This window comes from Martinezella calliandrae (assembly GCF_030272695.1).
Taxonomy (GTDB): domain Bacteria; phylum Pseudomonadota; class Alphaproteobacteria; order Rhizobiales; family Rhizobiaceae; genus Rhizobium; species Rhizobium calliandrae.
Genome location: NZ_JARFYN010000016.1, coordinates 51,262 through 77,428 on the forward strand (window position 1 = coordinate 51,262; position 26,167 = coordinate 77,428).

Consider the following 26,167-nt stretch of genomic DNA (forward strand, 5'->3'; position numbering starts at 1 on the left):
AGGGCTTTACCGGTACTCTTTATACAGACAGGAACTTATTGACTTCGTTTGTGAATTCTTGAACGTACTGGAAAAGGAACGCGTGCCCGGCATCGGGATACAGAAGGCCCTTGGCGTTCGGCGCTTCATGCGCGATTACATATGTACCATAGGATGGAACCATGGCATCGGAGATGCCATTCGCTACCAGGATTGGAAGCTTCAGGTTGGCAAGGCGATCACGGACGCCGCGGACATTCCATTTCTGAATTGCGGCGCCCTGTGCCATAAAGGCAGCGCTGGTTGTAAGTGGGCCGATATTTTTCTGAGCATGCAATCTGGCCGCATTGGCGCGGGCTGCGGCGACGCCAGCTTCGGTATCAGTGAAAAACAGGACACGGAAGTCGTCGTCTGTATTGAATGGCTTGACCGAGACCGCGATTACCTTTGGATCTGCTTGTGGCCCCTCGGGAACCCCACCCGGGCCCGAACCCGTGATGACCAGTCTTCGCACCTTCTCCGGAGCAAGCAGCGTGAACTCCTGAGAGATGAAGCCGCCCATGGACCATCCCAGAAGATCAACCTTGGGCAGCTTCAAAGCCACGACGACTTCGTTGACGATCTTGGCCATTTCGGGAATTGAATCCGGCGTGGTCCCTTCCGAGCGGCCGACGCCAGCACTGTCGAAACGGATGACCTGTCGGTCTCTCGCCAAAGCAGCGATAAAAATCGGATCCCAATCATCCATCGTTCCACGGAAACGCTGGAGTAATAGCAACGGCAGATGCCCTTTGAGCGTCCCGTCGACTTGATAGGCAAGCCTTCCGTGCGACGTTTCTAGGTACTGTATTCCTTTAACACTGCTGGCCTCCGTGGAAGACGCGGTGCCGAGAACGGCAACTCCCGAGGCCGCCAGACTGCCCAACAAGAGAGCGCGTCGGTTTACCTCTAACCCGTGATGACCGGGCTTCTCTGCGTCAAGATCTTGCTCGTCCATTCCGATATCCTTTATCTGTTAAAGCAGGGATTGTCCGGCCACCTTTCGAAGACAGGAACCTCGCAATCTTGATCCGTTTGGGTCGACCCGCATGTAAACTGAAGTAAAGCTTTATAAATGTGTAATTGCACATATCCGCTCCTTGACAGACCAAGGATTGAGTCATTGTCGAGTGAGCACTGTGAGATCGATAGCAGTGCGCAGACTGAATCCCAATTTTGTATAGACGAGGCGAGCTTCGTTTTCGGTCTTCACATGCAAGAATGATGCTCTGCCGCGCTCATACGCCCGGTTTGCCAGAAGGGAGATGAGTCCCTTTGCGAGCCCCTTTCCACGATAATCGGGATGCGTGCAGACCGCACTGATTTCAACGAATGCCGACAGGGAAAGGCGCTCGCCCGCCATCGCGATTAGACTTCCGTCGTCAGATCGTATTCCGAAGTAGTCCCCCATCTCTATAGTCCTGTTACCAAACGGACCTGGCTCTGTCGCTTCAACCAGCGAAACCATCTCGGGAACATCGGCTTCGGTCAACTTTTCAGCTTCCACAGTCAGCAAAGGAGGAGGTGAAAGGCATATCATCTGGTCGATCTGACGATGGCGCACGAGCGTCCAGTTCGAAGGAACTTGAAGCGTCCTCGCCGTGAACAGAGCCACAGTGTCACCGGCCAAAGTGATATCGGCCAGGTCGGCGAACGCGCTCTCCGATCCGTTCTGCAGCCCCGCAAATCGAGCTATTGATGGCATATAGCGCGCAGCCATTCCCCGCGCCTCTCCGAGATTGGCGTGCTGGGTCGCCAACGAGTACCAGATGGGGTTATCTAACTGTTCTTCGTCTTCCATTCTATAAGAACCGGACCAATCTGTTTCGCTAGTCGATCGTGCACTCCTCGCTTGCAGACCGAGTGACGACTTCCAAAGCAGAAATATCGGATGTCATCCACCACGGTCTTGTCGAAACGTGACGGCCTATTTCACAAAAGGCGCCTCTTCTGCGCGCTGCAATCAGCGAACTCTTCTCAAACGGGCACCGATCGGCCACACTTGTCCCGGGCAGAGAACAGGCCGAAAAAGAAACAACGCAATGGTTGACCCCAACACATGGAAAATTCAGCAAAAAATGGTATCGAGCTGCTTGGAGCGAAGACCGGAAACTGCATTCGCGCAGCCATAGCGCTCGAGGAGGTCAGCGCCACTTACTCAGTCCGGAAAATTCGCCTTCACAGTGGCGAACACAAGACAGCTGGCTATCTCGACCTTAACCCCAGTGGACAGGTCCCAACGCTCATTGACCACAATCAAGGAGAGCAGCCGCTCGTCTTGGCTCAATCGAATGCGATTATTTTTTATGCTGCCGAGATGCAGCCGGACACCATTCTGCCAGTTTCGGATCCAAGGGAACGAGCACGAGCACTCGAACGCTTCTTTTTTTTCATCACGGATGTCGTTGTCCCCAGTAACACCGCGTTTCTCTTAGAACGCTTTGGCGACGCGGCCGGGGCAGCCGTTCTTTATCAACGTTCCATCGCAGCATTAGCTGTTGCGGAAACCTACCTGGGACAGCACCCTTACATGGCGGGCGACCGCTTCACGGTGGCCGACATCCCGGCCGTCACAATCATTAGTTCGATGTCATCGAATATCGACTGGAGCCAACATTCTCTGTTGAACCGCTGGTATGAGCAGCTTATGGCGCGCCCGTCAGTGACTGCAGGCATGCACGCGTTCGATTGACGTTGAAGGTTCACGGCGCCCTATGGACGTCTTTCCGAACGATCTCTACGATCTCGCTTGAAAGCTTTGCTTTGGTTGAGATACGGGCGAGCGTCAGAGCTCCGACCATCGTCGCAAGGGCGACGACAGCGTTTCGACGGCCCGGTTTTCCTCCCGTTGTACCCGTTTCGAATGTCGAGAGCAGGTTCTCCAGCGTCAGCGTAAGAGCGTCGCGAGTTTCCGGGGCGGCGCGCGCAATCTCGCTGCCAAGCGCGGAGAACGGGCAATTTGGAATGCCCGCGCCGTCCGGCCCGGCGCTGGACAGGTAAGCATCGACCGCACCATTGAAGCCATCAGACGCTAAAGCGAGCTTCAGATTTTCAATCAGATCCGCCCCTGCCGCTACTAAAGCCTCCGCGACAAGTTGGTCCTTGCTGCGAAAGTGGCGGTAGAACCCGCCCGCCGTCAGTCCTGCTGCTGCCATGATATCCGAAAGACTCGCCTCCGCGATCCCGTGCTGGCGCAGCTCATCGGCCGCGGCCACGACGATTTCGCGACGGGTCTGGGCTGCTTCAAGATTGGACTTCCTCACAACGCGCTCCCTCAAGCTTGACAAATAAGATTATATCCAACATCTAAATAGATGTCACTCGTAATCTAAATGGCGGCGTCGAGTTGCAAACTTCAAGTGGCTCGCAACGCCGCCGAACAACCTCATGAGGAAAACATGTCGAAGAAATATTTGATTACCGGCGCGACAGGTAAAACTGGCAAGCACACCATGAAAGCCCTGTTGGACAAAGGACATTCGGTCCGAGCACTCGTTCACAAGGAAGACGAGCGAGCCGATGCGTTAAGGAAAGCGGGTGCGGAAGTTGTTGTTGGCGATCTGGTGGAGCACGACGATGTCAGGCGCGCACTTGAGGGGACAACTGCTGCCTATTTCTGCTATCCGGTTGTGCCACGACTCGTAGACGCATCCGCCTATTTCGCAGAAGCGGCAAAGCGCGCCGGCGTAGAACTCATCGTCAACATGTCTCAGATCTCGGCGCGTGAAGTGGCCAAGAGCCATGCCGCCCGGGATCACTGGATCTCCGAGCGTGTGTTTGACTGGTCAGGCGTTCCCACCGCTCACATCCGGCCAACGTTCTTCTCCGAATGGCTCACCTTTCCGTGGGTCAGAGACGTGATCGTCAATGAAGGTCTTATCGAACTGCCTTACGGCGAAGGCCACCACGCTCCGATCTCAGGCGAAGACCAGGCGCGCTTCATTGCTGCTCTCCTGGAAAACCCGGCGGAGCACGCAGGGAAGACTTACCCTCTCTACGGACCTGTTGAATTGAGCCAGGCTGAAATCGCCGAAAAGCTAAGCACGTTCATCGAAAAGAAGATCGTCTATCGCCCGACGACTATTGAAGGATACGAAGCCCGGCTTCGCTCTTACAATCTCCCGGCTCATATCACTCAGCATTTCCTGTGCATCGCGATCGACTACCAGAACGGCGTCTTTGCCGGCACCGACGGTGCAATCGGTCAGGTCACCGGTAAGGCTCCAGAGACGGTTGAAGAATTCCTCGCGAAGAACCGAGGCGCGTTTGTCGCGTCGGCTTAATGAGTTGAGAAACAGAAAAGGCCCGGCTCGCGCCGGGCCTTTTCTCTGAATTGGGGCAGGAGATCACTCGTCGACATCGGTAGAGAAAGCAACATCCTTTTGAGACTGTAGGGCGGCGAGGCGTTCGGCGAGAGCGCTGTGCACGAGTTCGTAAGCGTCGCTTCCAAGTGTCAATCGCTTGGGTGCAGGATGAACTTCAGATGACGCGATGATCGCCGCCGCAACCTTGCGTGGATCTCCGCGAAACATCTTCAATCCGGCAGCCTGAATTGCGCGTCGAAAGTCACCGGCACCTGTCTGATCATAGACATCTAGGACCGGCGCGCCGTCCGCGCTCGACCCCGCGAAGTTCGTCCGGGATGCACCGGGCTCCACTAGCGTGACCTCTATACCGAACGCTGCGATCTCCGGGATCGTCCCTTCGAAAAAGCCCTCGATTCCCCATTTCGTGGCGGCATATACGCCCATGGTCGGGTAGGCAGCTTGGCCCACCGACGAGGAAATCTGGAAAATCCGACCGCCGCCTCTTTGGGAACGTAGGTGCGGAATAACCGCTCGCGCAAGCCGTATGGAGCCTAACAGATTGGTGTCGATCTGGCGCTCAATCTGAGCGTCACCCAACTCTTCTGCCGCCCCAAAGAGAGCATAGCCGGCGTTACTGACGACAAAATCTATCCGGCCAAGATCGTGGAATGCCATTGTGACGACACTGCTGATCGCCTCAGCGTCTGTGACATCCAGATTTCCAACCCATAGCCTATCACCATAACGGGCCTTAAGGTCCGCGATATCGACGGAGTTGCGCACCGTTGCGGCCACGCGATTGCCGCGCTCCAGCAATAACTCAGTCAATTGACGGCCGAAGCCGCTACTGGTCCCAGTGATAAACCAGGTCTTGGTCATCTGGGTGCCCTTCTCTTTACGATTGTAACGATTGTGCCGACAAGGCTGCGTCTTCGAATTCTAAAGTCGTGGATGATGCAGCAGTAACCGCACCACCCACAGGCGCCTTCGGGATTGCGGGGAACTCAGCTCTCCCAAGGCGAATTGAGCACGATATCGGCGAAGTTTCCGCGCTTGTAGGTCGGATCCATCTTCTCGAGTACGTCCGCCTTGACGTTGCCGAAGGTGGTCTCCGGCTTCCTGATGGTGCCAAGGCAAAAGCTCGACAGGATGCCGTGCTTGAACTTCAACCCGCGAGGGTGGCAAGCGCAGACCTCGGCGCGTTCATCTGCGGAAAAGTCGTTATAGGCCAGACCCATGACGTCCATCTCCACCCCAGCCGTGACGAGAGCAACCGTCGGCCGCTTATGCTGGGGAATGCCGGGCGTGGTGTGAAGGGCAATGGAGTCCCACACGTCGTCGACATCGCGTTCCGAAACGTCGTAGGCCGCGAGAAAATTCCGGGCGGCATTCGCGCCATCGACCTCGAACCGCTCCGTCTCGCTGGCATAGCTGTCCATTATACCCATGTCGTGGAACATCGCGCCGACATACAGAAGCTCGGGATCGAAGCTCAAGTTCTTGCGCTTCCCCGTGAGAGATCCCCAAATAAAGACACGTCTTGAGTGATGGAATAGCAAGACCGTTTCAGTGTCGCGAACCAGCTCGGTTGTCGCCTTTGCCATTGCACTGTCGGGAATTTTGATCCCCGCGATTACGCTTGGTGTGGCTTCCATAGTCCTCTCCTCAATTTGAAACGTGACGCACCCGCATCCCCTTCGGCAGGGATGCGGGCCTAGTAATTACTCGGCCGCATCCAGCTCGTTCAGTCCGAGCGCCTGAGCTATGCCAGCTCCGTACCGAGGGTCGGCCTTGGTACAATTCGCCGCATGTCTTTGTCGCACTGCCATCGAGACACCCTGCATCGCCCTTGCCGTGTTTTGGAAAAGCACCTGCTGCTGTTGTGGGGACATCAGGCGGAAGAGGTTACCCGGCTGCTCGAAATGGTCGACATCAACCCTGTGATCCCAATGGTCCGCGTCTCCGCTTATGGCGAGCGGGGGCTCCCGGAAGTTTGGCTGTTCTGCCCATTCGTTCTGGGAGTTCGGGACGTAACTAGGGGTCGGACCGTGATTTCCATCGATCCGCATGGCCCCGTCGCGGTGGTAGGAATGGTGCGGACACTTCGGCGCATTGACCGGAATTTGATGATGGTTCACACCCAGGCGATAGCGCGCGGCGTCACCATACGAAAACAGTCGCGCCTGCAACATCTTGTCGGGAGAAAAACTTATCCCCGGCACAACGCTTGCGGGCGTAAAGGAGGCCTGTTCGACCTGTGCGAAGAAGTTATCAGGGTTGCGGTTGAGTTCGAAATATCCAACCTCGATCAAAGGATAGTCGCCATGAGGCCAGACCTTCGTCAGATCGAATGGATTTACCGGGTGAGATGCTGCGGCAGCTTCCGGCATGATCTGTATGTACATGGTCCAACGCGGAAATTCACCACGTTCGACGCTATCGAAGAGATCGCGTTGATGACTTTCCCGGTCGTTCCCAAGGAGAGAGGTCGCCTCTTGGTCAGTGAGGTTCTGGATTCCTTGCTGAGTCTTGAAGGTGAACTTGACCCAAAAGCGCTCATTCGCAGCGTTGATCAAACTATATGTATGGCTTCCAAAGCCATTCATATGTCTGAATGTTCTCGGCAAACCTCTGTCGCTCATCACGATTGTCACCTGATGTAGCGCCTCTGGCAACGACGTCCAGAAATCCCAGTTGCTTTCCGGATTGCGCATCCCCGTCCTCGGGTCTCGCTTGATCGCGTGATTGAGATCAGGGAACCTCAGCGGATCTCGGAAGAAGAAGACCGGGGTGTTGTTTCCGACAAGATCCCAATTCCCCTGCTCAGTATAGAATTTCAAAGCGAAACCCCGGATGTCACGCTCGGCATCCGCCGCACCGCGTTCGCCGGCGACCGTCGAGAAACGGGCGAACATCTCTGTCTTCTTGCCGACACTTGCAAAGACAGCGGCCTTGGTGAACCTGGTTATATCGTGAGTGACCGTAAAGGTGCCGAATGCACCTGCCCCTTTCGCGTGCATGCGTCGCTCAGGAATCACCTCCCTGTCGAAATGCGCGAGCTTTTCGATCAACCAGACATCCTGAAGAAGCGCAGGCCCTCTTGGACCGGCGGTCTCGATGTTGAAGTTATCGACGACAGGCGCGCCCGCCGCCGTTGTGAGCGATTTGGACTCGTCAGCCATAACAATTTCCCCTCTTGATCGGCATTTGAACGGGCAACAAAAACTTTCTAGGCGTTGAACGCCGGTGATTGCTGTAGAAAGCAAGCGCGGCGGCGCGTGCGCCGCGCTCTTCTGGTCAGGCCTTGATGAAGGCGAGTAGATCAGGATTGATTACATCGGGATTCGTGGTGCACATCCCGTGCGGGAACCCGTGGTAGGTCTTGAGTTCGCCGTGCTTGAGCAGCTTGGCTGAAAGAGGACCAGCATCCGCGTAAGGAACAATCTGATCGTCGTCGCCATGCATTACCAAGGTTGGCACCGTGATTTTCTTCAGATCTTCAGTGAAATCTGTTTCGGAGAAGGCCTTGATGCAATCATAGTGGGCCTTCGCACCGCCCATCATTCCCTGACGCCACCAATTTTGAATAACGCCCTGGCTAACATTCGCCCCTGGGCGGTTGAAGCCGTAGAATGGTCCACTCGGCAGCTCCAGATAGAACTGCGCCCTATTCGCCAACAGCGCCGAACGCAGCCCATCGAAGACGTCAATGGGAAGACCGCCCGGATTCTTGTCGGATTTCAGCATGACGGGTGGCACCGCGCCGATGAGGACTGCCTTGCCGACTCGTCCAGGCTTCGCCCGGGCGACGTAGCGCGCGACTTCGCCTCCCCCCGTGGAATGGCCGATATGAACTGCATTCTTCAGGTCGAGTTCGTCGGTCAGAGCCGCCACATCCGCCGCGTAAGTGTCCATTTCGTTGCCTGTCCAGGTCTGCGAAGAGCGACCATGGCCACGGCGGTCGTGGGCAATCACGCGATAACCCTTCTCCAGGAAGTACATTGTCTGCGCATCCCAGTCGTCGGCGCTCAACGGCCATCCATGATGGAAGACAATCGGTAGCGCTTCGCGCGGACCCCAGTCCTTATAGAAGATTTCCGTGCCATCTTTTGTCTTGATGAATGACATGATGCTTATCCCTTCGTGAGGTTTAATCTTTTTCGTCGCGGCCAATGCCGCGCCTGGAAGCGCCAGCGCTGCTGCAGCCACACTGCCAGCGACCAGCAACTGTCGACGCGTTGTCTCCGACGAAAAGGAACTCGTTCGATTTTTCATCGCTAAATCCTTCGCTGACGATCGCTCCTCCAACGATGACGACTGTACGCACTCCCGGAGACTGGACGAGTAAAGCGTCGTAAATTGATGCAAATCAGAGCGAGTATGCGGGGATCGAAGACATCCAGTTGAGATGAAGCGTGGTCTTCAACAATCCAGAGCTGGCGGGCTATACGGCCTACGCAAGAAGCCGACGTCTGACAGATGCGACTTTAAAAAGGGCGTGCGCCGCAAGTATAGGCGAATCCTTGGTATCGCAGACAATCAAGACGCCCCCCCTGGGGCGGTCCGACGTCAGATCTAGTCGGCGACCGGGGACGACCGCCACGGGCTTCCCTTGATCCAAAAAGGACCGGACCGTAGGGGCCAACCCACCTTCGCTTGTCGCCCATATCGAACCCGAAATGCCGATGCAAAAGGCAGCGTCAAAATCCTCGATGACCACCTGGTTTATCGGAAGGCAATCAGCAAGGTCGTCGCGAGCGGTACGGTCGGACAGAAAGCGCTTTACGTGCAGATCTTCGCGCGAAGGCTGTCGGATGTCTGGCGCCAACGTTGGCGGACCACCAAGAGGAGAGGCTAAGGCCACGTCAGCAGACCTGTCCTTGAATAGGTAATATGGCGGCGCAATCCGTGCAACCATATACTCGCTGTTGAACAGCTGATCACGCTCGTCCGATAACGCTATGAGGAGGCGGATAGGAGTTGTGCCGTCCATGTGAATTCCTCCAGCTGAAGCAGTATGGCTACCATGACGGGAATCCACGAGTTCAGTAATGTAAAAAGATGTAAACAGGATCGTTTATCTAACGCTGTCGAAAGCTGGCGGAGTCAACACGCTCAATGCGAACGAGCTACGAGGGAAAGAGGGACTCGGTCCCGTTGAATTTCCGAACTGAGACGCCTTTGCCAAGCGACAGCTCCGTCCTCTGTCGCGACCCGCATTGCTTGACCGAAACAACGTTCCGCTGCCGATCCGGCATTTCGACTACTTGATTGAAGATGCAGGTTACCATGGATCCTGTAAAGCTCGGGCAAGCACCAGCGCTCCCCAGATGACAGGCACTGCGCGATTGCGGAGCCGATAACCTGCTGGGCTTCTTCGGGCCTTCTGGACCCGGCCGTCGCTTGTGCGTCAACAGCCAAAAAGATTGTCTGGAATAACAAAAAGCCCTGGTTCCGCAACACGCGCATTGCGGGACGCAGCTGGGCCAAGCATTCGTCATATTGCCCGGAATGAAGTTTTAGCTCTGCTTCAAAGCAGTCCGCATATGTGTGCCACACGTCAAGAGAGAGAGCTTTTGTATGCTTGCGCAGATCTCTAATATAGTTGGCTGCGAGATCGTAACGTCCAGAAAGAAGTGCGAGAGGGCACGCGGCCTCAGCAAGCACATTACTGAGCGATAATGTATGGCCAATGTCCTTGGCATACCGAACCGCAGTTTCCACCTCATTGAAGGCTTCATCTTCGAAGCCTAAAACCCACAGGCAACGCGCGTTGATTGTTCTCGCGGCGACATTCTGATCAAATTGAAAGCGGATCGCGTGTCGCTCGGGCGAGATTTCGGAATAATCCGCTATCATGCCGGTTAGATCGCGATTTGCCTGCTCGTGTTGCCCAATCCAATGCCTGTTGGCACCGCGAAGACGTCGGGCGATGATGGAATCAGTTGGATCGGGCGACTTAGCGGCAAGCAATACAAAGCGTTCCGCCATCTTGGCCCCGGCACGCGGTTGACCTTTGTTAATCGCGTCGACCCAAAGCGCCCAGATGGCACGAAGCTGATGGTCGACATCACCGAGCTTTTCTGCGATCCGTAGCGTGGTCGACCAAGCCTCGAAGCCATATTCAGGTGCGTCCGTGGAGCGCAGTTGAGGCCACCCGAGCGCAGAGTACAGCTTCATCCGGCTCGTCTCATCTGTCCCAGGGTCGTTCTCCAAAAACTTAATCGCCATCGACACGGCGGCAAGGCATTCGTCCAACATGGATTGTTGGAAGAACAGCGGAAGGGCTGCGATAGTGAGTCTCACACCCAAACGCTGATCGCCGCCAGCCGCGAGAGTCCAATCGAGCGCGGCTCGAAGCGGTGGTACATAGGTGGCAAAATCCCGCGACCAGCCGTTCGCGGTCGTCGTATAGAGCTCTCGTTCCGCAGCCTCCAAGACGCCGACTAAGTGACCGGCGAGGCATTTTATCGTCTTGGGCCGATTGCCGGTTTCTCGAAGCTTTTCGCCGGCGTACAGCCGTGTGGTATCCAAAAGCCGGTACAACGTGTCGTTGGTCGAGATCGCTGCAACGACGAGCGATTTAGCCACCAATGATGCGAGAAGATCACCCGCCTCGTCGCCGCCGATTAACACCTCACCGAGTTCGGCGGAAAACCAGCCCGGTAACACCGAAAGCTGCCTGAGAGCCGCCTGCTCGGCAGGCGACAGAATAAGATAGCTCCAGTCAAGTGTAGCGCGAAGGGTCTGATGACGCGCCATCGCCGTTCGTCTGCCGCGTGTCAAGATACGAAAGCCATCTGAGAGAGACCGCGACAGCGCCGCGACTCCCATGGTCTCCAGACGACCTGCGGCGAGCTCGATCGCTAAGGCGATGCCGTCCAGTCTAGTGCAGATGTCAATGACGTGAACGGCGTCATCATCGGTGAGCTTGTAGCCGCCGAGACATGCGTCGGCCTTCTCGACGAACAATCGTACGGCTGGCGACCGTAAGGCGATTTCAGCTGTAACATCACGCTCCGATAGTCCCAGCGGAAGAAGCCTGTGGACCCGTTCCCCATCGGCCCGCAACGGTTCGCGACTAGTCGCCAGGATCTTGAAACCGGATGCTTGCGCGAGCAGCTTTTCGACCAGTTCGGCCACTCCGGCTACCAAATGCTCGCAGCTATCGAGCACCAAAAGAATATCGCGCTCGTGGAGGAATGAAGCGATGGCGCGAATGACATTGTCCGACCGGGATGCTACCCCAAGAGCGCCGGCAACAATTGTAGGGACGAGATCGTCCTTTCCAACTTCGGACAGATCGATCCAGACGACCTCTGTTTGGCTGCCGCATTTTGAAACGACGGCCCTAGCGACTGTCGACTTGCCGATCCCTCCCGGTCCGACAACAGTCACCAAGCGTGTCCGTGCAAGCTGCCTGGAGACGGATTCTATGACTTCATCGCGGCCAAATATGCCGGAACTGGGCTCATTGAGAACGGGGCTTGGCGTTTCGGAGGGTTTCACCTCTGAAGGGCCGGGTTCCGATCTGACCTCAACGGGGGCAATGAAAGTGTAGCCGCGCCCCGGAAGATTGACGATGAATTGCGGGTCGCTTTGATTGTCGCCAAGCGCCTTGCGAAGAGCCGACATGTGGACGCGCAGGTTTGCCTCGTCAACAAAGGTCTGTGGCCATACATGCCGCACAATCTCGGAGTTAGATTTTACTGTGCCCGGATCCGTCGCGAGAAATAGAAGAATATCGATCGCGCGACTTCCCAGCGAGACTGACTTCCCATCCCGAACCAGACTTCGGCGGGAAGGCGCAATCGAGAACTGGCCGAAGTATAAACTTCCTTCCACTTCAGTTCTCCAGCAAGGTTTGGTTCGACGTACCGTTCTTTAAAATCCCGGCGTGAGATGCACTGACTGAAGCCACTTTTTCTGCGGCATATCTTATGCTGATGCTGGAGCCCTAAGAGCGAGCCACCGCGATCATTGAAATATTCTGCGTATATACGTTTTTTTATGTGACATTGTTTAGGGAAGCTTGCTGCCCAGGTCTCGTATAATCATGAAGAAATTGGGATGAACCCGCCGTCGATCAGCGGATGAAGCCTCTGAAATCGGCCTCCAAGTTGAGCGTTTCATGCAAGACGATCCGAATGCGGAAGCATAAGCTACAACGAAGCGTGTTCTCTGCGGATCGGAAGCCATGGGCTCGAAGTATCCAAGAAATGGCGCTAGGCCGGCCTGACGAGAAACTTCTCCAAGCTTAAACAACACTCCCCAAACATAAGCTGAGACGAACAAATGCTCAAAAATATAAGTGCGCCCGATTCTGGTATTGCTCGAGACGCAGAAGAGCTTGCACGCGCAAATCTCACACCAATGCTCTTCAACCACGTGATGCGATGCTACTGGTTTGCCGAGCTATTTGCGGCAAAGGAAAACTCCACCGCCGACCGCGAGCTTATATTTCTCTCCTCGACGCTTCATGACCTAGGTTTCAGCGAACTCGGCCGTGGACCTGGCCGTTTCGAAGTCGAGGGTGCTCACGCGGCGCGAAAATTTCTTATCGAAAAGGGTGTAGACAGCGATCGCGCTTGGAAAGTCTGGAGCAACATCGCGTTGCATACCTGGGACCTTAACCTGTTCAAGGAGGACGAAGCCCGTATCATGGAGCTCGGTCTACTTTATGACGTGGTTGGAGTTCCAAATGCAGGGCTGCACGAAGAAGATGTCGCGGAAATCGTGGGGCGCTATCCCCGACTAGGGTTCAAGCGTGGATTCCATGAGCTGCTCTGTGAGGAACTCGACACCAAGAAACCCTACCCCCACTTCGTACACATTTGCACATGTATCGCGAACTCGCGGTCTCCTCTTCCTATACCTGATGCGCAAGACGTCCTTAATGGGGCGCCTTTTGACGAATGATACTCTAGGGCTTCGCTGCGGGCTTGGTTGGCAAATCTAAATTTGCCCCCAACGCCTATCGGCTAGTCTTTGAAGAATGAAAGAAGTAGTGCAGAGAGCTCGTCAGGCGCCTCCTCCGGGACCAGATGACCACAATCGGAGATTATATGGGCATCGAGTTTATTGACCAGCTTACCGATGCTATCCTGCGCCTCAGTCGCTCGCCCTCTCCCGGCACCGCCTGCGACGCTCAATACGGGAAGCGTTGGCTTGCCTCCACGCTCGATATGGCCAGTCACGAACGCGGCGGACTCTTCAATCGTTCGGTAATATTCGAACCCGCAACGCATCGCACCCGGCTGTGAATAGCAACGCACATACTCGGCGATATCCTCGGGTCCGACGGCCCCTGCGCGCTCACTGTATTCATCATAGAACCAACTGAGATAAATCGATTCCTGGCCGGCTGTGAGCGCTTCCGGAAGGTGCGGTGTCCGGTGAAAGAGGTGATGCCAACGGGCGCCACCCTGGCCACTCCCTGCAACACGTCCGTCACCGGCAAGCACCGCGTCTACCAGGGCCAGCTTCTTGACCCGCTCGCGCGCAAGCAACGTAGCCGCGAACGCCACCGGCCCACCCCAATCGTGGCCCACGAGATAGAAGGTGTCGATGCCAAGCAGGTCGATCAACTCGATGATATCATTTGCCACAGTCCCATTGTCATAACCATGGGCTGGTCGAGAGCTGTCCCCTAACCCCCGCATATCTGGAGCAATGACCCGATAGGCTCGTGATAGTTGGGGAATCACATGCCGCCAAGTGTGCGAGGTGTGCGGCCATCCATGAAGGAGGATAACTACCTCGGCACCGCCGACACCTTCCTCGACAAAATGAAGTTTGACCTTTGAGAGCTTGGCGAACCGGCTGTGAGCCATTTCTCTTCCTCCTTGGGCGCTGTGATCGGAGACGACGCCTTGCATTGACCCGGCTTCAGCAACTTCGAGCCGCTTCAGGTCCTAACGAGAACATTGCAATCCTTGGTGACATTCGCCGCAGACGTTGCGGTTACAGACGCTAGGGGATGAAACCCGGAGCGGTCTGGTAGGAAGAGACCTCAGTTGGCAACTTTCAGCCCACAACGTCTCTCCATCAACGTCTCGTGTTTGCCTTGATGCGGGAACGAGGAAGAACGCTCCGGAGATACCAACAGGCCCTTGAGCATGTGCCTGCTATTTTTTTGCAAGCGCTCGCTGACGTTTTCTGCCGGCCTTCCCTCTTTTGCGCCCTTCCATTTCAGTCGAGGCGTAGATGAGACTGAGACACGCAGTCGCCGGAGGCCGGGCAAGGAAAAACCGACAAAAAGCTGCCACTCTCAATGCCTCCCCAAAATTCCTCTTGACGATATGTGCATATGCTCCTATATCAATTTGCATTGAGAGCATATGCTCGCTTTCTACAACGAGAAGTGAATGTCATGAGCGCAGCCGAAATACTTGTTAGCGGCGCCACCGGGAGAACCGGCTCGGCCGCAATCGAAGAACTATTGAAGATGGGAAAGACCGTTCGGGCCTACGTCCGTTCCGATGACGAGCGCGCCGCGGCCTTCAGAAAGCGTGGCATCGAGACCGCGGTCGGCGACTTCACCGATATCGACGCAATCCGCGCCGCCATGGAGGGCATCAACTCTGCCTACTTCTTGCATCCGATCGCTCCCGGTATCGTCGGAGCCGCCGCCTATTTCTCCCAAGCCGCCAAGGAAGCCGGCGTCTGCGCTATTGTGAACATGTCTCAGATCTCAGCCCGCCGTGAATCGACGAGCCATGCGGCGCAAGATCATTGGGTCTCGGAGCGGGTGTTTGACTGGTCGGGTGTTCCGACAACCCACCTTCGCCCGACCTTCTTTGCAGACTGGCTTGTCTACCCACATTTCGCCAGGGAGATCTGGGCCACCCGAAAGATCGAATTCCCTTTCGAGAACGGCACCCACGCGCCCATCCCCACCGACGACCAAGGCCGGGTAATCGCACACCTCTTGGCTAAGCCGGAGGGTCACGGGGGCAAGATCTATCCTCTCCACGGACCTGTCGAGATGAACCACACCGAGATTGCAGCAATCATCAGCGATCTTCTTGGCGTGAAAATCGAATACGCGCCGACCTCTATAGCGGCCTTCAAAGACAAGATGGAAAATCTTTATAAGTTCCCACCCTTCCTCACCCAGCACCTCGTAGAAGTGGCTCAAAATTACCGGGACGGCATCTTCTCAGGAACAAACGATGCGGTTGAGAAGATCACTGGCACCCCGGCACTCACCGTCAAGCAGTTCATTAACAACAACCGCGCTGCATTCGTCTAAGCGACGCAACAGCGAAGATTGGAGATACGACGATGTCGCATAACGAAGGTGAACGTCATCCGTTTTTGGATGATCTGACTGAAGACGCCGAGCTCACCAGCTCGGTCCTCCGTGAAACCGTAATCGGGCGCAAGGCGATCAAACTTGCCGTCAATACAGTCGGCACATTCTACGTCTCCCAGACCCCGACGTTCCTGGAAACCGTCGGTTCGCGCCTCGTTCTTGAATACCATGCGGAGCTGACAAGCGGCGAGAAGCTGAATGCCACAGTTCTCGTTGATCGCAACGCCGATGGATCGGTTCCACGGGTTAGCGTCAGGATGAGCCCTCTCGGTTCGGTCATTGCCCTGTCGTCTCACCTCAGGGGCGCCCTCGAGGGCAAAATTTCAGAAAGCCTCTTCTTCTGAACAACCACAACCAACAGCCAAGGATCGAACATCGGTCTGGCTCCCAATCCTCAGAAAGGAACCCAGTTATGGACGTCGCCAAAAACACAGTATTCGTTACCGGCGCAAGCCGAGGGCTTGGCCTTGCCTTTGCTCGCGAGGCAGTCCGCCGCGGTGCGACCAAAGTCTACGCAGGCATGCGTAATATCGAAGGCTTCAACGAGCCTGGTATCATCCCGGTTAAGATAGACGTGACGGACAAGGCGTCTATCGCTGCCGCCGCGGCTCTCGCCACCGACACCAACATCCTCGTTAACAATGCAGGCATCGCCGCTTTGATCGATGGGCCGCTTTCCGGCGACGTCGAGGAGCAGTCGAAGCATCTGTTCGATACGAACTACTATGGCGTGGTGCGCGTCACTCAGGCGTTCGAGCAAGCTCTATCGAACAAGGCGCAGGCGGCGATCATCAACGTCTTGTCGGACATCGTTTGGCTTCCGCGACCCATTCTGACGCCATACGCTGCCTCGAAGGCCGCGGCATGGAGTTTCACCAACCAGCTGCGCCATCACCTGCTTGAACGTGGAATCAAGGTGCTTGGATTGCATGTTGGGTTCCTGGACACCGACCTGACCAAGGGGATCGACGTTCCCAAGGCTGACCCTCAGGACGTGGTTCGCCAAACCTACGACGCTCTGGCGGCCGGCAAGAGTGAAGTAATGGCCGACCATGGAACGAAAGTGCTGAAGACCACTCTCTCCGATGAACAACCGGGCTACATCCACTTGCCGGAAGGCATGTTCTGATTCTGGAATTGTTGCGCAAAGCTATAAAAGCCGCAGGCAGGAGATTTTCGAATCTTTTGCCCGCGGCATTCGAAGTGAACGGAATTTTGAGGAAATGGAAATGCTCACAGCTAACCAACCGCTGGCGATTGACCAATGCACCTGTTCCGCCATGCGGAAGGCAAGCCGCCAGATCACCCGTTTCTACGACGCTTATCTTGAGCCCAGCGGACTTCGAATCACACAATTTTTGATCCTTGCAGCGTTAAACGAGGCTGGTGGGGCGAATATCAACACGCTTGCGGAAAGGCTCGATATAGAACGAACTGCAATGGGAAAGATGGTGGGCCTTCTCGAGCGCGATGGCTTCCTCCAAGTCACGCAATCCCCCACCGATGGCAGGGCTCGCATCATTCAGCTTACCCCGGAGGGCAGGCGATTGCACAAGGAAGCCGAGCCCCTCTGGCACCGAGCACAATCCGATTTCGTTACCAGAAATGGCGGCCTGAACATTGAGAACCTCAGACGGGAATTGGATGCGATCGATGTCGGAGCCCCGATCGATGGTTCCTTGACCGACTGATCTACCTTCCGCGTTCTCTGCGTTCGTTCCCGTTTTGATATGGAGAACCTTTGCACGCGATGGGGATTTGACCGATCTATCGTCGGGACGAAGCCTCTTAACTGTGTGACTGCACACTTTGTGTCCAAGGATTAGATGTGCCCGAGGTCAAGTCTTTGGCGAGCGCACACATTCCGGACCGGCATCAGCCACAACCGCCGTGAGGCAGCTCGCCCAAGCCTCCTGCCCACACCCCACGAGCGCTCCGTCGAAAATTTATCCAGCGCGGACCGAGCGAAGGCTGGTTCAACGTTTTAGTTCGACGGCCAGATTAACGCTACCGGATCGTTCCAAAGGGGGTAGTCCAATACTAGAGCTTAGCCCCCGTTCCCACTACGCTGGATACCGCCGGAAAAGTGCCGGTGTTATCCAACGAAATCAGAGCGAGGGATACGTGACCTCTCTAGCTGCCACAAAGCCGGTTTTACCCCCGAGGCCTGATCGCATGACCGGGGGGTGCATGTGCGGAGCCGTCCGTTACAAAATCGAGTCGCCACCACTTGGCACTGGTCTCTGCCACTGCGATCGGTGCCGGCCTCAGTCAGGAAGTGCATTCTCTACGGTGATGTATGTGCCTCGGCGCTCGCTCACAGTGGAAGGCAAAACGGCATATTTTGCAGATATCGGCACGAGCGGTCTTCCGGTCAAGCGGGTCTTCTGCCCCGAATGCGGCTCGCCTCTATTCACTGACATGGACCTCACACCCGAAATCATGTTCGTCAAGGTGGGTACGACCGACGACAATCAGTGGTTTTTCCCCAGCATCGAAATGTTTGTTGTCCGCCGGCGGTCGTGGCTTGCGCCCCTATCGGATGTGCCGCAATTCGATGCCAATCCTCCTATCTGACGCTTGATGCACGCAGCACCATCATTTTTGGAGTGAACAATAATATGGAAAATTACTTAGAAGTTTTAGAGCGATGCCAACGTCATTTTGCGACGGGCGTCACTCGCAGCTATGAATGGCGAATCGACCAACTGGATCGTCTTGCACGAATGATTTCAGAAAATGAGGTCGATCTGCAGGCGGCAATGGCCGCCGACTTCAAGACAGCCAGCCAAGAACTGATTTTCGAGACGCAGGCGTGCCTCGGAGAAATCTTGTTTCAGAAGAGCCAGATCCGAGAGTGGATGACGCCCGCGGAGATGCCAGTCCCGAAACCTCTGGCGGCCACTGGTCACAAAGCCCTGGTCTATCGTGACCCTTATGGCGTGACACTTCTGATCGGCCCGTTCAACGGGCCTTTGCTTCTCCTCTTCCGTCCTGCTGCTGCCGTGCTTGCAGCAGGAAATTGCTGCGTGCTGAAGCTCAGTGAACGCCTGGGGGCGACAAGCACTCTGTTGGCGAGGCTCATCCCCACGTATTTCGAACCGCAAGCTGTAACTGCCCTGCAAGGCGGCCGAGAAGAAATGGCCAAGATCCTGAAGTTGCGGTTCGATTTCATTTTCTTCACTGGCAGCACCCACGTCGGTAAAATCGTCGCGCGCGCCGCAGCTGAAAACCTGACGCCAGTCATTCTCGAGATGGGTGGCCAGAACCCAGCACTGGTGGATGAGACAGCCAACCTCAAAGACGCCGCCAAAAAAATAGTTTGGGGCATGTCCGCCTGGGGCGGCCAGTGGTGCACATCTCCTGGCTACGCATATGTCCACGCGTCGGTCGCGGACAAGTTTGTCGCCGCGGCAAAGGACGCTTTGATCGAGCTTTACGGATCGGACCCCAAGAGCAATCCGGACTATTCCCGCATCATAAATTCGAAAGAAGTTGAGCGTTTGGCGGCCTTGCTAGATCCGTCAAAAGTGGTGGCGGGAGGAAAGTCGGACCCCGCAGCTTGCTATCTCGATCCGACAATCGTCTATCCGACAACCTGGGACGATCCGATCATGGATGATGAGGTGTTCGGACCGGTTCTGCCTGTGCTCACTTATCAAACCTTAGACGAAGCTATGTCACACATGTCGGCGACCCCGAAGCCGCTGGCTGCGTTTATTTTTAGTCGAGACCAGGAAAAGATCGACCGCTTTCTTGGAGAACTGTCGTTCGGCGGCGGGGCCGTTAATCAGGTCAATATTCACCTGTTTCTTGTTTTGATGCCGTTTGGCGGAGTCGGCCAGTCCGGTTTGGGTCATTACTACGGCAAGGCCGGCTTCGAGGCTCTGACCCACGCGAAGTCAGTCCTAATCTCCCCGCCTGACGTTGCAATCGAGCATTTGTTTCCGCCCTTCACCACCGAGAAAAACAGCGAACTTGCGATGTGGTTCGACTACTGAACGGTGATCTACGCAAACCGTTCAATGATTTCCCAACCCACAGTCCAGACATAAGCACTGTTCGAATTTCGACATCTAATCTCAACCCTCTCAGGCCCACGGCCAGTTTATGTAAGGAATCTTGAATTGACTGCTACAGACGCTCGAATACTGAAATCGCGCCGCGACTTTTTATCGGTTGCCGCAGCCGGGCTCGCTCTTACCCTGGCGAACTCCGGTCAAGCCGCTGCACAATCAAGCAGCCTTGAGCCGCCGGCCTCCTCAAAGGTCCCATTTGTCGAGCATGAAATCGAACATGATGGCCATAAGGTCTACGTTCGAGAGTATCCCGGAGAGGATCCGGCCTACGTCATGATGCACGGCTTCCCGGATAATCTCCACATCTATGACTATGTGGTGCCTCTCCTCACCCAAGCCGGCCGGCGCGTGGTAGTGTTTGATTTTCTCGGATTTGGAAAGTCGGAAAAAATCGACTCAGCCACCTATCGCTACACCTTTGCGCAGCAGGTGGGCGATCTCGCCGCTGTTGCCGACGCCCTGAAGCTCGACAAGTTCATTCCGGTCGGCCACGACGCCGGCGGTCCAGTCGCAATCAATTACTCGATCGATCATCCAGAGCGCGTCGCGTGGCTTTGCCTAATGAACTGCTACTACGCGGATTCGCCGACCTTACGCCTTCCCGAAATCATCGAAGTTTTTGGCGACCCTTGGCTGAAGGACCTTGCGCAGACATTCTTAGAAACCCCCGAGATGATGAACTGGCTCCTCGCATTCCAGGACAATCATTTCCAAGCCAAAATGCCCCCTGCTCTTCGGGAACGCTTCACCGGAATTCTTCGGCCCATTGTCAGAGACAACTTCGCCAATGGCGCTGGACCGGCCTTCAGGCAAATGACGTCTCAAGTGCGCGAAAACGTCGCTTACAATACGAGCCGTCTTCCGGACGTTCACAAATTTGCACCGAAGGTCAGGCTCATTTGGGGCACGCAGGACCCTTACTTGACCCCCGAAGCTGCAGACGCAATTGCGGCGAACTTCCCCCATGCCAGTGTTAAATCCGTCGAAGCTGGCCATTGGCTCATCATCGACAAGCCGGAAGAGGTCGCTCGGCACCTACTGGCAGACGCGTAAGTGAACTTGGCGATCCCACCACACTAAGTGAGTAATCCACGATGAAATCAATTCTGATCACCGGAGCCGGCACTGGCCTGGGACGAGGCGCGGCGATTGGCCTTGCGCAATCGGGACACAAGGTAATAGCGGCCGTTCACCTTGAGGAGCAGGTTCGCGAACTCGGCGAGGAGGTCTCTCGTCTTGGTCTCTCCAGCTCGATCACCGTGAAAAAGCTCAATCTTCTCGACCCAGACGATATTGACTCTGCAGTTAAGTGGGATTTCGACACTTTCGTCAGCAACGCAGGTGTCGGTCAAGGCGGTCCAATTGCGGAAGTTCCGATGGAACTCGTTCGTCGGACTTTCGAGACCAACGTGTTCGCGAACCTCGCATTGACCCAGAAAATAGTCCGTAAATTCGTTGAAGCCGGCACGAAAGGTCGGCTCATTTTCGTGAGCTCAATGGGCGGGCTCATGACCGTGTACGGCCTCGGGGCCTACGGAGCGACGAAACACGCGATTGAAGCCATCGCGTCATGCCTGCGGGAGGAGCTTGGCGACTACGGGATAAGCGTTCAGACAATAAATCCCGGGCCTTTCGCAACCGGTTTCAATGACCGGATGGCTGATTCCGCATTCAATTGGAGCGACAAATCCGGAAAGGTTACCGATGATTCCAGCGTCCGCGGACAGCTTTCGAGGGTTACCGAAAAGCAATTCGATCCTCAGGACATGATTGACAAAATGGTAGAGGTCATCGGGGCAGATGATGGGCTTTATCGAAACGTCTGGCCGCCGCAGATCGAGCAGCTCGTGAAGGAATTCGAGCAGGAAAGCTGGACTCGGACAGTGTAACGAAGACGGTTGACACTTGTGCCTGATCCCGTGCCTGCACAAGAAAATTCGCGCTCTGGCCCCTGTTCGTGGCCGGACGAGCGCCACAAGCGCAGGGCAGTGTCCAGATATGAGCGGTTCCTCCGCTGGATCTTCGAGGAGTATGCGAATGGGGTCAGTCCGGCGACGATCGCCCCCTGAGCCTCAACGCCCGCGGTGTTCCCGCGCCGCAGCACAAGTACTGGCGCGACGAAACCATCCGCGGCGACGGCAAACGCCAGACCGGCATTCTCCACAACGAGCTCTATGTCGGCCGGATCGTCTGGAAGCGCACCGCATCGATGATCTTGGCATCCGCCGAGATATAGCCGCCAAGGCAGCCGAATGCCTTCGCCAACGTCCCCTCGATCACATCGATACGGTGCAAGGCGCCTTCACGCGCAGCGATACCGGCACCGCCCGGCCCGTACATGCCGGTCGAATGGACCTCGTCTATATAGGTCATTGCGCCGTAGCGTTCTGCGAGATCGCAGATGCGGTTCACCGGTGCGAGGTCGCCGTCCATCGAATAAAGCGCTTCGAACACAATCAGCTTGGGTCGCGCAAACGGCTCCGCCGCCAGCAATTCTTCAAGGTGTCGCACGTCATTGTGACGCCAGATCTTTTTTTCGACGCCTGAGCGCCGGACGCCCTCGATCATCGAATTGTGGTTCAATGCGTCCGACAGGATGAGGCAGTCCGGAAGCAGTCTGGCCGGCTACATTCCGAACGGCGCTACCGCGAGTTTGTAGATCTCGAACGTGTCGCCGGGCGCTTTCCGCATGCAATCTGGCACTCTCCGGAAGTACCAAGGGCCTCAGAAAAGAAATGATCATATATCATGGGACGGATCTCCTTTCGTTGTTGTTCGAGGACGGAATTGTTGGCGGCCCAAGAAGCCAGCTGACGGCGCACGATCTCGCCCCAGGGCGGCCGGTCCCCGGAGGGAAAGGACCGGCCGCGGGCGAGCCACGGCGGGGGGGACGGAGCGCCGGGCGCCAAATGCTTCCAATGCGGACTGCTTGGATGCGATTATTGGTAGCGGACATGCGCGGCCGATGGGAGTAAAGCAGTCAAAATTGCGCCAAATCCTGGCAAAATGCCGCTTCCGATCGATGGTGATATCCGTCAAGAGAGATCGCGAAACGGCACCCTGTGGCATGTCCAGAGGGTGCCTGGCTCTGGCGGCCGTATGTCAGATCACATCCGATGCCATAAGGCCTTGCACTCTCTTTCAGGAATCACCCTGGCCGGAAATACACTCAGGCCGTTGCGAAGATTGTCCGAACCAACTGACCAAGCTGGCCTCCAGATCCGAGCGCAATCGCTTCAGCCGCGTTTCACCTTCAGCAGCAGAACCGTTGCGGATCGTAATCGTTGCGGTCAGGCCTGACACGAGCGGCACGCCTGGGGGCACTTTGTCGATTGCGATGCGCACCGGTACGCGCTGCGCCAAACGCACCCAGGTATAGACCGGATCGACATTGGGGAGTCCTTGTGTGGCTGCAGTGGCGTTGGACACGCTGACACCACGCGTCACGGTCGCTATATGTCCAATGATCGGCGCGGAATAGCCCAGCAGATGGGCCTCGGCTCGATCGCCGATGCACAGCCGCGAGAGCTTGGTTTCCTCGAAATAGCCATCGATCCAATAGCTGTCGGCGTCGATGATCGAGACGTTCGTGGCGCCGGCGCGGGCGTAATCGCCCTCCCGGAGCAAGAGGTTGGTCACGACACCATTCACCGGGCTGCGCACGACGGTGCGCTGCAGATTGATTTCGGCCTGCGAAACCTGCTCGTGCGCGGCGTCGACTGCAGCACTGGCTTGCAGTGCCGCTCCTTCATAGACCTGCTTCTCCTCGATGCTGGTCGCCATATCCTGAGACAAGCGGCGGCGCCGTTCAGACTGCAGGCCTTTGACATCCCGATCTGCTGTCCTTTGCTGCAAGGCCGCCTTGCTTGCACGAAGCGCCACCTCGAAATCGAAGGGATCGATGACATACAAAATGTCACCCTTGCGAACGAACTGATTGTCTGCAACGAGAACCTGCCTGATCTGTCCGGAGACTTGCGGAGCGATGCTCGCCACCTGCACGCGAACGCGACCGTCGCGAGTCCAGGGCGCAAAATTATAGACATCCCATGTCGTCAACGCCGCCAGCACCCCGACGATGAACATGCCCGCGGTGGCGATGCTGCGTAACATCAACCGGAACCTGGCTCCTAACCGGCCTCGTAATGGCGCTGCCTCCTTGACCCTTGGCCGGGTCACATGCCTTTCCGGAGGCAATTCGGCTATTCCCAGAGCAATCTCATTGAATTGACCGACTGCGGGCGGCGTTTCCCCAGGCGGAACCGTCGGCGCTGGAGTCGTCGCACCGCGCTGAACAAGGTCATTGCCAATTATCGTTTCCATCGGTGTTCTCCACTAGAAAAGGTGCATCAAGAGACAAAGGATCATTGTGTAGAGGCTGAGCTCGGCAATCTGGGGATTGCTGAAGAGCTTCGTGAATCCGACAAGAAGAAGAATCGGACGAAGGAGAAAGGCGATTACGAGTGCCGCAGCCAGGTAGGCTGCGAAGGGCGCAACCAGGACGCCTTCAATGACAAGTTCGCGAAAGGTGTGTGTCATCGTATGATCTCCGGGATTGGTTGGACCTGTCGGTCGCCGTCGATGAGGTTGCTCGCGGTTAGAAGGATCGTTGCGATGTCACTCGCGGCAGGGTTCTCAGACGACACTTCGCGGCGGATCGCGCCTGCCAGGGTGCGCAGCGCCTTGGCATCCTGTGCGATGAGCGCAGCACGTGCCTGGTCCGCAAGAAGAGCCATTGGACCATCGGCGAGTTGAAGGAGTTTCGCATCGCAAAGACGCATCACGGCCGATTGATCGAAGCAGGAGAGCACGTCGGCAAGAGAACCGCTGTCCTGAGTTCCACCCGCCGAGATGAACTGATCGAGCCGTGCCATTTCGCGAAACGTTGCTTCTTCGGGTGATTGCCCGCTTTCGGATCTGAGCCGGCCCAGATCGTCTCGGGCTGACGAGACCAATCGTTTTCTGCGTTTCGCATCAGAGACAGGAGGGATGAGAATTTGCGCTACGAGCAGGATCGCAGCCGCAACAAAAATGAACACGCCGGTGATCAAAAATGTCAGCGGATTATAGGATTGCGGATTGCTTGGCGCGAGAAAGATCGTGATGAAGGACAGATTGACGCGGCCAAGCGACGACCAGAGAAGGTTCTGTGACGTCATGCAGAGCGTTGCTCCGATGAGGAAGGGAGCCATCGCAATTGCCAGCAGCGGAAAGGCGTCTGTCCCATCGAGAATGAAGAATTCGAGAATGCCGGTCAAAAACGCTGCGGTAGGCACACCGAGCAGCGCCATGGCGGTAAAGGCGCGTGGACTTGGCGTCGTGGCCCCAAGTGCTGCGATCAACAGGACAAAGGACAACGAGACGCTCGTCGCAGGCCAGCCGGTCCAAATGAACAGCGCCGAAGCGATTGCAATCCATAGAGCAGCGCGCACACCGCTTTCTATGGCAGTTCGATAGGAACGGAACATCGGCGCGCGCCGTGCCTGCGAGGGCCACTTGGCCGATCTCAACGCCAGAAAATCAGCACGGAACCCTCCGTCGCGCCGTAGGAATTCTTTCGTTGCCCACGCCGCAGTATGAGTCTCACGGCGTCCCTGGATCTCACCAGGGCGTGATTGTGGCGCGACAGCGGTCTCGATATCCACGGCAGCGCCGCTCATGGAGATCTTCAGGATCCGCGCCGCCTGGAGTTCGCCAGCCAATGCGACGACGGCGCTTTGCCCGGCGGCGTTCCTGGCAGGGCCGCCGTTTGCATCGAAGCCAATACTTGCCATTGAGGGACCGAGGACCATAATGTCGCGCACCAGATCGAGAAAGGTCGACGTATTGCACGGTTCACGTGATGAGACTGACATGGCATAGGCCCGCACGCGACGGTGCAAAGCTGCGAGTTGGGCAACAAAGCGTGGATACTGGGCTGGTGCGAACATGAGATCGTTAACGACCGCCGTCGCAAGGATGCCGATTGCGATCGAAGAGCCGCGCGATATCGCGACTTCGAACACCTGATGGGGATTGTCGAGCTGCTGTGTTGCGATCAGCCCGACCGTGTAACCCGACAGCACCGCCGCATAGGCGCGATTGCCATCCAGAAGCTTTGCAACAAAGATGCTGCTTCCCATCCACAATGCGAATGCGGCGAGGATCAGGTCCCTCGTCTGCGAGAACAAGCCGGTGATAACGATCGATGCGACCACGCCGACAATCGTGGCCAGCAAGCGATAGCCTGCCTTTTCCAATGCCTGGCCTCGTGTCGGTTCCGCAAGAATGGAAACCGTGAGCGCTGCCGTCGACGGCGCCTCGAGCTGAAGCCAGAAGCTTACGAAGAGCGCAAGGGTGGTGGCCAACCAGATGCGGATGGCGAACGACCAGGCACCAGCCGGAAATGTCAATATTTCGAATGGTTTGCCGGAAGGTGTCATAGCCATGGTCCTGTTCCTTCAGAA

24 protein-coding genes and 1 pseudogene are annotated in these 26,167 nt (G+C 56.4%); 12 read left to right on the forward strand and 13 right to left on the reverse strand.

The annotated features are described in order from the left end of the window. Window positions 1-19: 19 nt before the first annotated feature. Together PY650_RS14390 and PY650_RS14395 are read right to left on the reverse strand one after the other, a co-directional pair. Complete coding sequence (locus PY650_RS14390; RefSeq protein ID WP_285879981.1) at window positions 20-976, reverse strand: alpha/beta fold hydrolase; 957 nt, start codon at window positions 974-976, stop codon at window positions 20-22. Window positions 977-1,138: 162 nt separating this feature from the next. Then, window positions 1,139-1,819 carry a GNAT family N-acetyltransferase gene (locus tag PY650_RS14395; protein ID WP_285879982.1) on the reverse strand — a complete coding sequence of 227 codons (681 nt, stop codon included), beginning with the start codon at window positions 1,817-1,819 and terminating at the stop codon, window positions 1,139-1,141. Window positions 1,820-2,077: 258 nt separating this feature from the next. Between PY650_RS14395 and PY650_RS14400 the strand changes: the two genes are divergently transcribed. Further along, window positions 2,078-2,710 (forward strand): glutathione S-transferase family protein, encoded by a 633-nt coding sequence (locus PY650_RS14400; protein ID WP_285879983.1) that lies wholly within the window; start codon window positions 2,078-2,080, stop codon window positions 2,708-2,710. A 10-nt stretch (window positions 2,711-2,720) separates the two neighbouring features. On the opposite strand, the gene PY650_RS14405 is transcribed toward PY650_RS14400, so the two are convergent. Further along, window positions 2,721-3,281, reverse strand: a complete 561-nt coding sequence (locus PY650_RS14405; protein ID WP_285879984.1) for a TetR/AcrR family transcriptional regulator — start codon at window positions 3,279-3,281, stop codon at window positions 2,721-2,723. Window positions 3,282-3,416: 135 nt separating this feature from the next. On the opposite strand from PY650_RS14405, the gene PY650_RS14410 reads away from it, so the two are divergent. After that, window positions 3,417-4,301 carry an NmrA family NAD(P)-binding protein gene (locus PY650_RS14410; protein WP_285879985.1) on the forward strand — a complete coding sequence of 295 codons (885 nt, stop codon included), beginning with the start codon at window positions 3,417-3,419 and terminating at the stop codon, window positions 4,299-4,301. Between the two features lie 63 nt (window positions 4,302-4,364). On the opposite strand, the gene PY650_RS14415 is transcribed toward PY650_RS14410, so the two are convergent. From PY650_RS14415 to PY650_RS14435, 5 genes are all read right to left on the reverse strand, one after another. Continuing rightward, window positions 4,365-5,204, reverse strand: a complete 840-nt coding sequence (locus tag PY650_RS14415) for an SDR family oxidoreductase (protein ID WP_285879986.1) — start codon at window positions 5,202-5,204, stop codon at window positions 4,365-4,367. Window positions 5,205-5,329: 125 nt separating this feature from the next. Continuing rightward, window positions 5,330-5,980, reverse strand: a complete 651-nt coding sequence (locus PY650_RS14420; RefSeq protein WP_285879987.1) for an HD domain-containing protein — start codon at window positions 5,978-5,980, stop codon at window positions 5,330-5,332. Window positions 5,981-6,046: 66 nt separating this feature from the next. Further along, entirely contained in the window at window positions 6,047-7,507 is a 1,461-nt protein-coding gene (locus tag PY650_RS14425; protein ID WP_285880054.1) for a catalase, read from the reverse strand. A gap of 115 nt (window positions 7,508-7,622) precedes the next feature. Continuing rightward, entirely contained in the window at window positions 7,623-8,453 is an 831-nt protein-coding gene (locus PY650_RS14430; protein ID WP_285880055.1) for an alpha/beta fold hydrolase, read from the reverse strand. Between the two features lie 987 nt (window positions 8,454-9,440). Then, a complete protein-coding gene (locus PY650_RS14435; protein ID WP_285879988.1) occupies window positions 9,441-12,170 on the reverse strand; it encodes an ATP-binding protein in 2,730 nt (909 codons plus the stop codon). Between the two features lie 450 nt (window positions 12,171-12,620). Between PY650_RS14435 and PY650_RS14440 the strand changes: the two genes are divergently transcribed. Beyond that, entirely contained in the window at window positions 12,621-13,244 is a 624-nt protein-coding gene (locus PY650_RS14440) for an HD domain-containing protein (protein ID WP_285879989.1), read from the forward strand. 62 nt (window positions 13,245-13,306) lie between these two features. On the opposite strand, the gene PY650_RS14445 is transcribed toward PY650_RS14440, so the two are convergent. Continuing rightward, window positions 13,307-14,158, reverse strand: coding sequence for an alpha/beta fold hydrolase (locus PY650_RS14445; RefSeq protein ID WP_285879990.1), 852 nt, complete (start codon window positions 14,156-14,158; stop codon window positions 13,307-13,309). A gap of 539 nt (window positions 14,159-14,697) precedes the next feature. Here PY650_RS14445 and PY650_RS14450 point away from each other — a divergent pair. The 9 genes from PY650_RS14450 to PY650_RS14490 all read left to right on the forward strand — a co-directional run bounded on the left by PY650_RS14450 (window position 14,698) and on the right by PY650_RS14490 (window position 21,957). Continuing rightward, entirely contained in the window at window positions 14,698-15,579 is an 882-nt protein-coding gene (locus tag PY650_RS14450; RefSeq protein ID WP_285879992.1) for an NmrA family NAD(P)-binding protein, read from the forward strand. A gap of 32 nt (window positions 15,580-15,611) precedes the next feature. Next, complete coding sequence (locus PY650_RS14455; protein ID WP_285879993.1) at window positions 15,612-15,986, forward strand: hypothetical protein; 375 nt, start codon at window positions 15,612-15,614, stop codon at window positions 15,984-15,986. 68 nt (window positions 15,987-16,054) lie between these two features. Continuing rightward, the gene (locus tag PY650_RS14460; RefSeq protein WP_285879994.1) at window positions 16,055-16,771 is read left to right on the forward strand and encodes an SDR family oxidoreductase; all 717 of its coding nucleotides are present in this window, start codon (window positions 16,055-16,057) and stop codon (window positions 16,769-16,771) included. Continuing rightward, on the forward strand, window positions 16,728-17,333 hold the full coding sequence (locus tag PY650_RS14465; RefSeq protein ID WP_285879996.1) for a MarR family winged helix-turn-helix transcriptional regulator: 606 nt from the start codon (window positions 16,728-16,730) through the stop codon (window positions 17,331-17,333). Before PY650_RS14460 ends, PY650_RS14465 begins: the two co-directional genes overlap by 44 nt. A gap of 484 nt (window positions 17,334-17,817) precedes the next feature. Continuing rightward, window positions 17,818-18,219, forward strand: coding sequence for a GFA family protein (locus tag PY650_RS14470; protein ID WP_490390929.1), 402 nt, complete (start codon window positions 17,818-17,820; stop codon window positions 18,217-18,219). 44 nt (window positions 18,220-18,263) lie between these two features. Then, window positions 18,264-19,643 (forward strand): aldehyde dehydrogenase family protein, encoded by a 1,380-nt coding sequence (locus tag PY650_RS14475; protein WP_285879999.1) that lies wholly within the window; start codon window positions 18,264-18,266, stop codon window positions 19,641-19,643. A gap of 126 nt (window positions 19,644-19,769) precedes the next feature. Further along, on the forward strand, window positions 19,770-20,774 hold the full coding sequence (locus tag PY650_RS14480; protein WP_285880000.1) for an alpha/beta fold hydrolase: 1,005 nt from the start codon (window positions 19,770-19,772) through the stop codon (window positions 20,772-20,774). 41 nt (window positions 20,775-20,815) lie between these two features. Beyond that, the gene (locus PY650_RS14485) at window positions 20,816-21,610 is read left to right on the forward strand and encodes an SDR family oxidoreductase (protein ID WP_285880001.1); all 795 of its coding nucleotides are present in this window, start codon (window positions 20,816-20,818) and stop codon (window positions 21,608-21,610) included. 236 nt (window positions 21,611-21,846) lie between these two features. Continuing rightward, on the forward strand, window positions 21,847-21,957 hold the full coding sequence (locus tag PY650_RS14490) for a hypothetical protein (protein ID WP_285880056.1): 111 nt from the start codon (window positions 21,847-21,849) through the stop codon (window positions 21,955-21,957). Here PY650_RS14490 and PY650_RS14495 read toward each other — a convergent pair. The 4 genes and pseudogenes from PY650_RS14495 to PY650_RS14510 all read right to left on the reverse strand — a co-directional run. After that, window positions 21,918-22,343, reverse strand: a pseudogene (locus tag PY650_RS14495) (aminotransferase class I/II-fold pyridoxal phosphate-dependent enzyme); the annotation flags it as partial. The gene PY650_RS14490 and the pseudogene PY650_RS14495 sit on opposite strands and share 40 nt — an antisense overlap. Before the next feature lie 519 nt (window positions 22,344-22,862). Continuing rightward, window positions 22,863-23,834 (reverse strand): HlyD family secretion protein, encoded by a 972-nt coding sequence (locus tag PY650_RS14500; protein WP_432761531.1) that lies wholly within the window; start codon window positions 23,832-23,834, stop codon window positions 22,863-22,865. Between the two features lie 222 nt (window positions 23,835-24,056). After that, the gene (locus PY650_RS14505; protein WP_285880002.1) at window positions 24,057-24,260 is read right to left on the reverse strand and encodes a DUF1656 domain-containing protein; all 204 of its coding nucleotides are present in this window, start codon (window positions 24,258-24,260) and stop codon (window positions 24,057-24,059) included. After that, window positions 24,257-26,149, reverse strand: coding sequence for an FUSC family protein (locus tag PY650_RS14510; RefSeq protein WP_285880003.1), 1,893 nt, complete (start codon window positions 26,147-26,149; stop codon window positions 24,257-24,259). Before PY650_RS14510 ends, PY650_RS14505 begins: the two co-directional genes overlap by 4 nt. Window positions 26,150-26,167 lie beyond the last annotated feature (18 nt).

What these genes read in the sequence shown, in the direction of transcription:
- PY650_RS14390 (WP_285879981.1), bottom strand. Translation starts at nt 976, where the DNA reads ATGGACGAGCAAGATCTTGACGCAGAGAAGCCCGGTCATCACGGGTTA.
- PY650_RS14395 (WP_285879982.1), bottom strand. Translation starts at nt 1,819, where the DNA reads ATGGAAGACGAAGAACAGTTAGATAACCCCATCTGGTACTCGTTGGCG.
- PY650_RS14400 (WP_285879983.1), top strand. Translation starts at nt 2,078, where the DNA reads ATGGAAAATTCAGCAAAAAATGGTATCGAGCTGCTTGGAGCGAAGACC.
- PY650_RS14410 (WP_285879985.1), top strand. Translation starts at nt 3,417, where the DNA reads ATGTCGAAGAAATATTTGATTACCGGCGCGACAGGTAAAACTGGCAAG.
- PY650_RS14415 (WP_285879986.1), bottom strand. Translation starts at nt 5,204, where the DNA reads ATGACCAAGACCTGGTTTATCACTGGGACCAGTAGCGGCTTCGGCCGT.
- PY650_RS14420 (WP_285879987.1), bottom strand. Translation starts at nt 5,980, where the DNA reads ATGGAAGCCACACCAAGCGTAATCGCGGGGATCAAAATTCCCGACAGT.
- PY650_RS14425 (WP_285880054.1), bottom strand. Translation starts at nt 7,507, where the DNA reads ATGGCTGACGAGTCCAAATCGCTCACAACGGCGGCGGGCGCGCCTGTC.
- PY650_RS14430 (WP_285880055.1), bottom strand. Translation starts at nt 8,453, where the DNA reads ATGTCATTCATCAAGACAAAAGATGGCACGGAAATCTTCTATAAGGAC.
- PY650_RS14440 (WP_285879989.1), top strand. Translation starts at nt 12,621, where the DNA reads ATGCTCAAAAATATAAGTGCGCCCGATTCTGGTATTGCTCGAGACGCA.
- PY650_RS14445 (WP_285879990.1), bottom strand. Translation starts at nt 14,158, where the DNA reads ATGGCTCACAGCCGGTTCGCCAAGCTCTCAAAGGTCAAACTTCATTTT.
- PY650_RS14450 (WP_285879992.1), top strand. Translation starts at nt 14,698, where the DNA reads ATGAGCGCAGCCGAAATACTTGTTAGCGGCGCCACCGGGAGAACCGGC.
- PY650_RS14455 (WP_285879993.1), top strand. Translation starts at nt 15,612, where the DNA reads ATGTCGCATAACGAAGGTGAACGTCATCCGTTTTTGGATGATCTGACT.
- PY650_RS14460 (WP_285879994.1), top strand. Translation starts at nt 16,055, where the DNA reads ATGGACGTCGCCAAAAACACAGTATTCGTTACCGGCGCAAGCCGAGGG.
- PY650_RS14465 (WP_285879996.1), top strand. Translation starts at nt 16,728, where the DNA reads ATGAACAACCGGGCTACATCCACTTGCCGGAAGGCATGTTCTGATTCT.
- PY650_RS14470 (WP_490390929.1), top strand. Translation starts at nt 17,818, where the DNA reads ATGACCGGGGGGTGCATGTGCGGAGCCGTCCGTTACAAAATCGAGTCG.
- PY650_RS14475 (WP_285879999.1), top strand. Translation starts at nt 18,264, where the DNA reads ATGGAAAATTACTTAGAAGTTTTAGAGCGATGCCAACGTCATTTTGCG.
- PY650_RS14485 (WP_285880001.1), top strand. Translation starts at nt 20,816, where the DNA reads ATGAAATCAATTCTGATCACCGGAGCCGGCACTGGCCTGGGACGAGGC.
- PY650_RS14500 (WP_432761531.1), bottom strand. Translation starts at nt 23,834, where the DNA reads ATGTTACGCAGCATCGCCACCGCGGGCATGTTCATCGTCGGGGTGCTG.
- PY650_RS14505 (WP_285880002.1), bottom strand. Translation starts at nt 24,260, where the DNA reads ATGACACACACCTTTCGCGAACTTGTCATTGAAGGCGTCCTGGTTGCG.
- PY650_RS14510 (WP_285880003.1), bottom strand. Translation starts at nt 26,149, where the DNA reads ATGGCTATGACACCTTCCGGCAAACCATTCGAAATATTGACATTTCCG.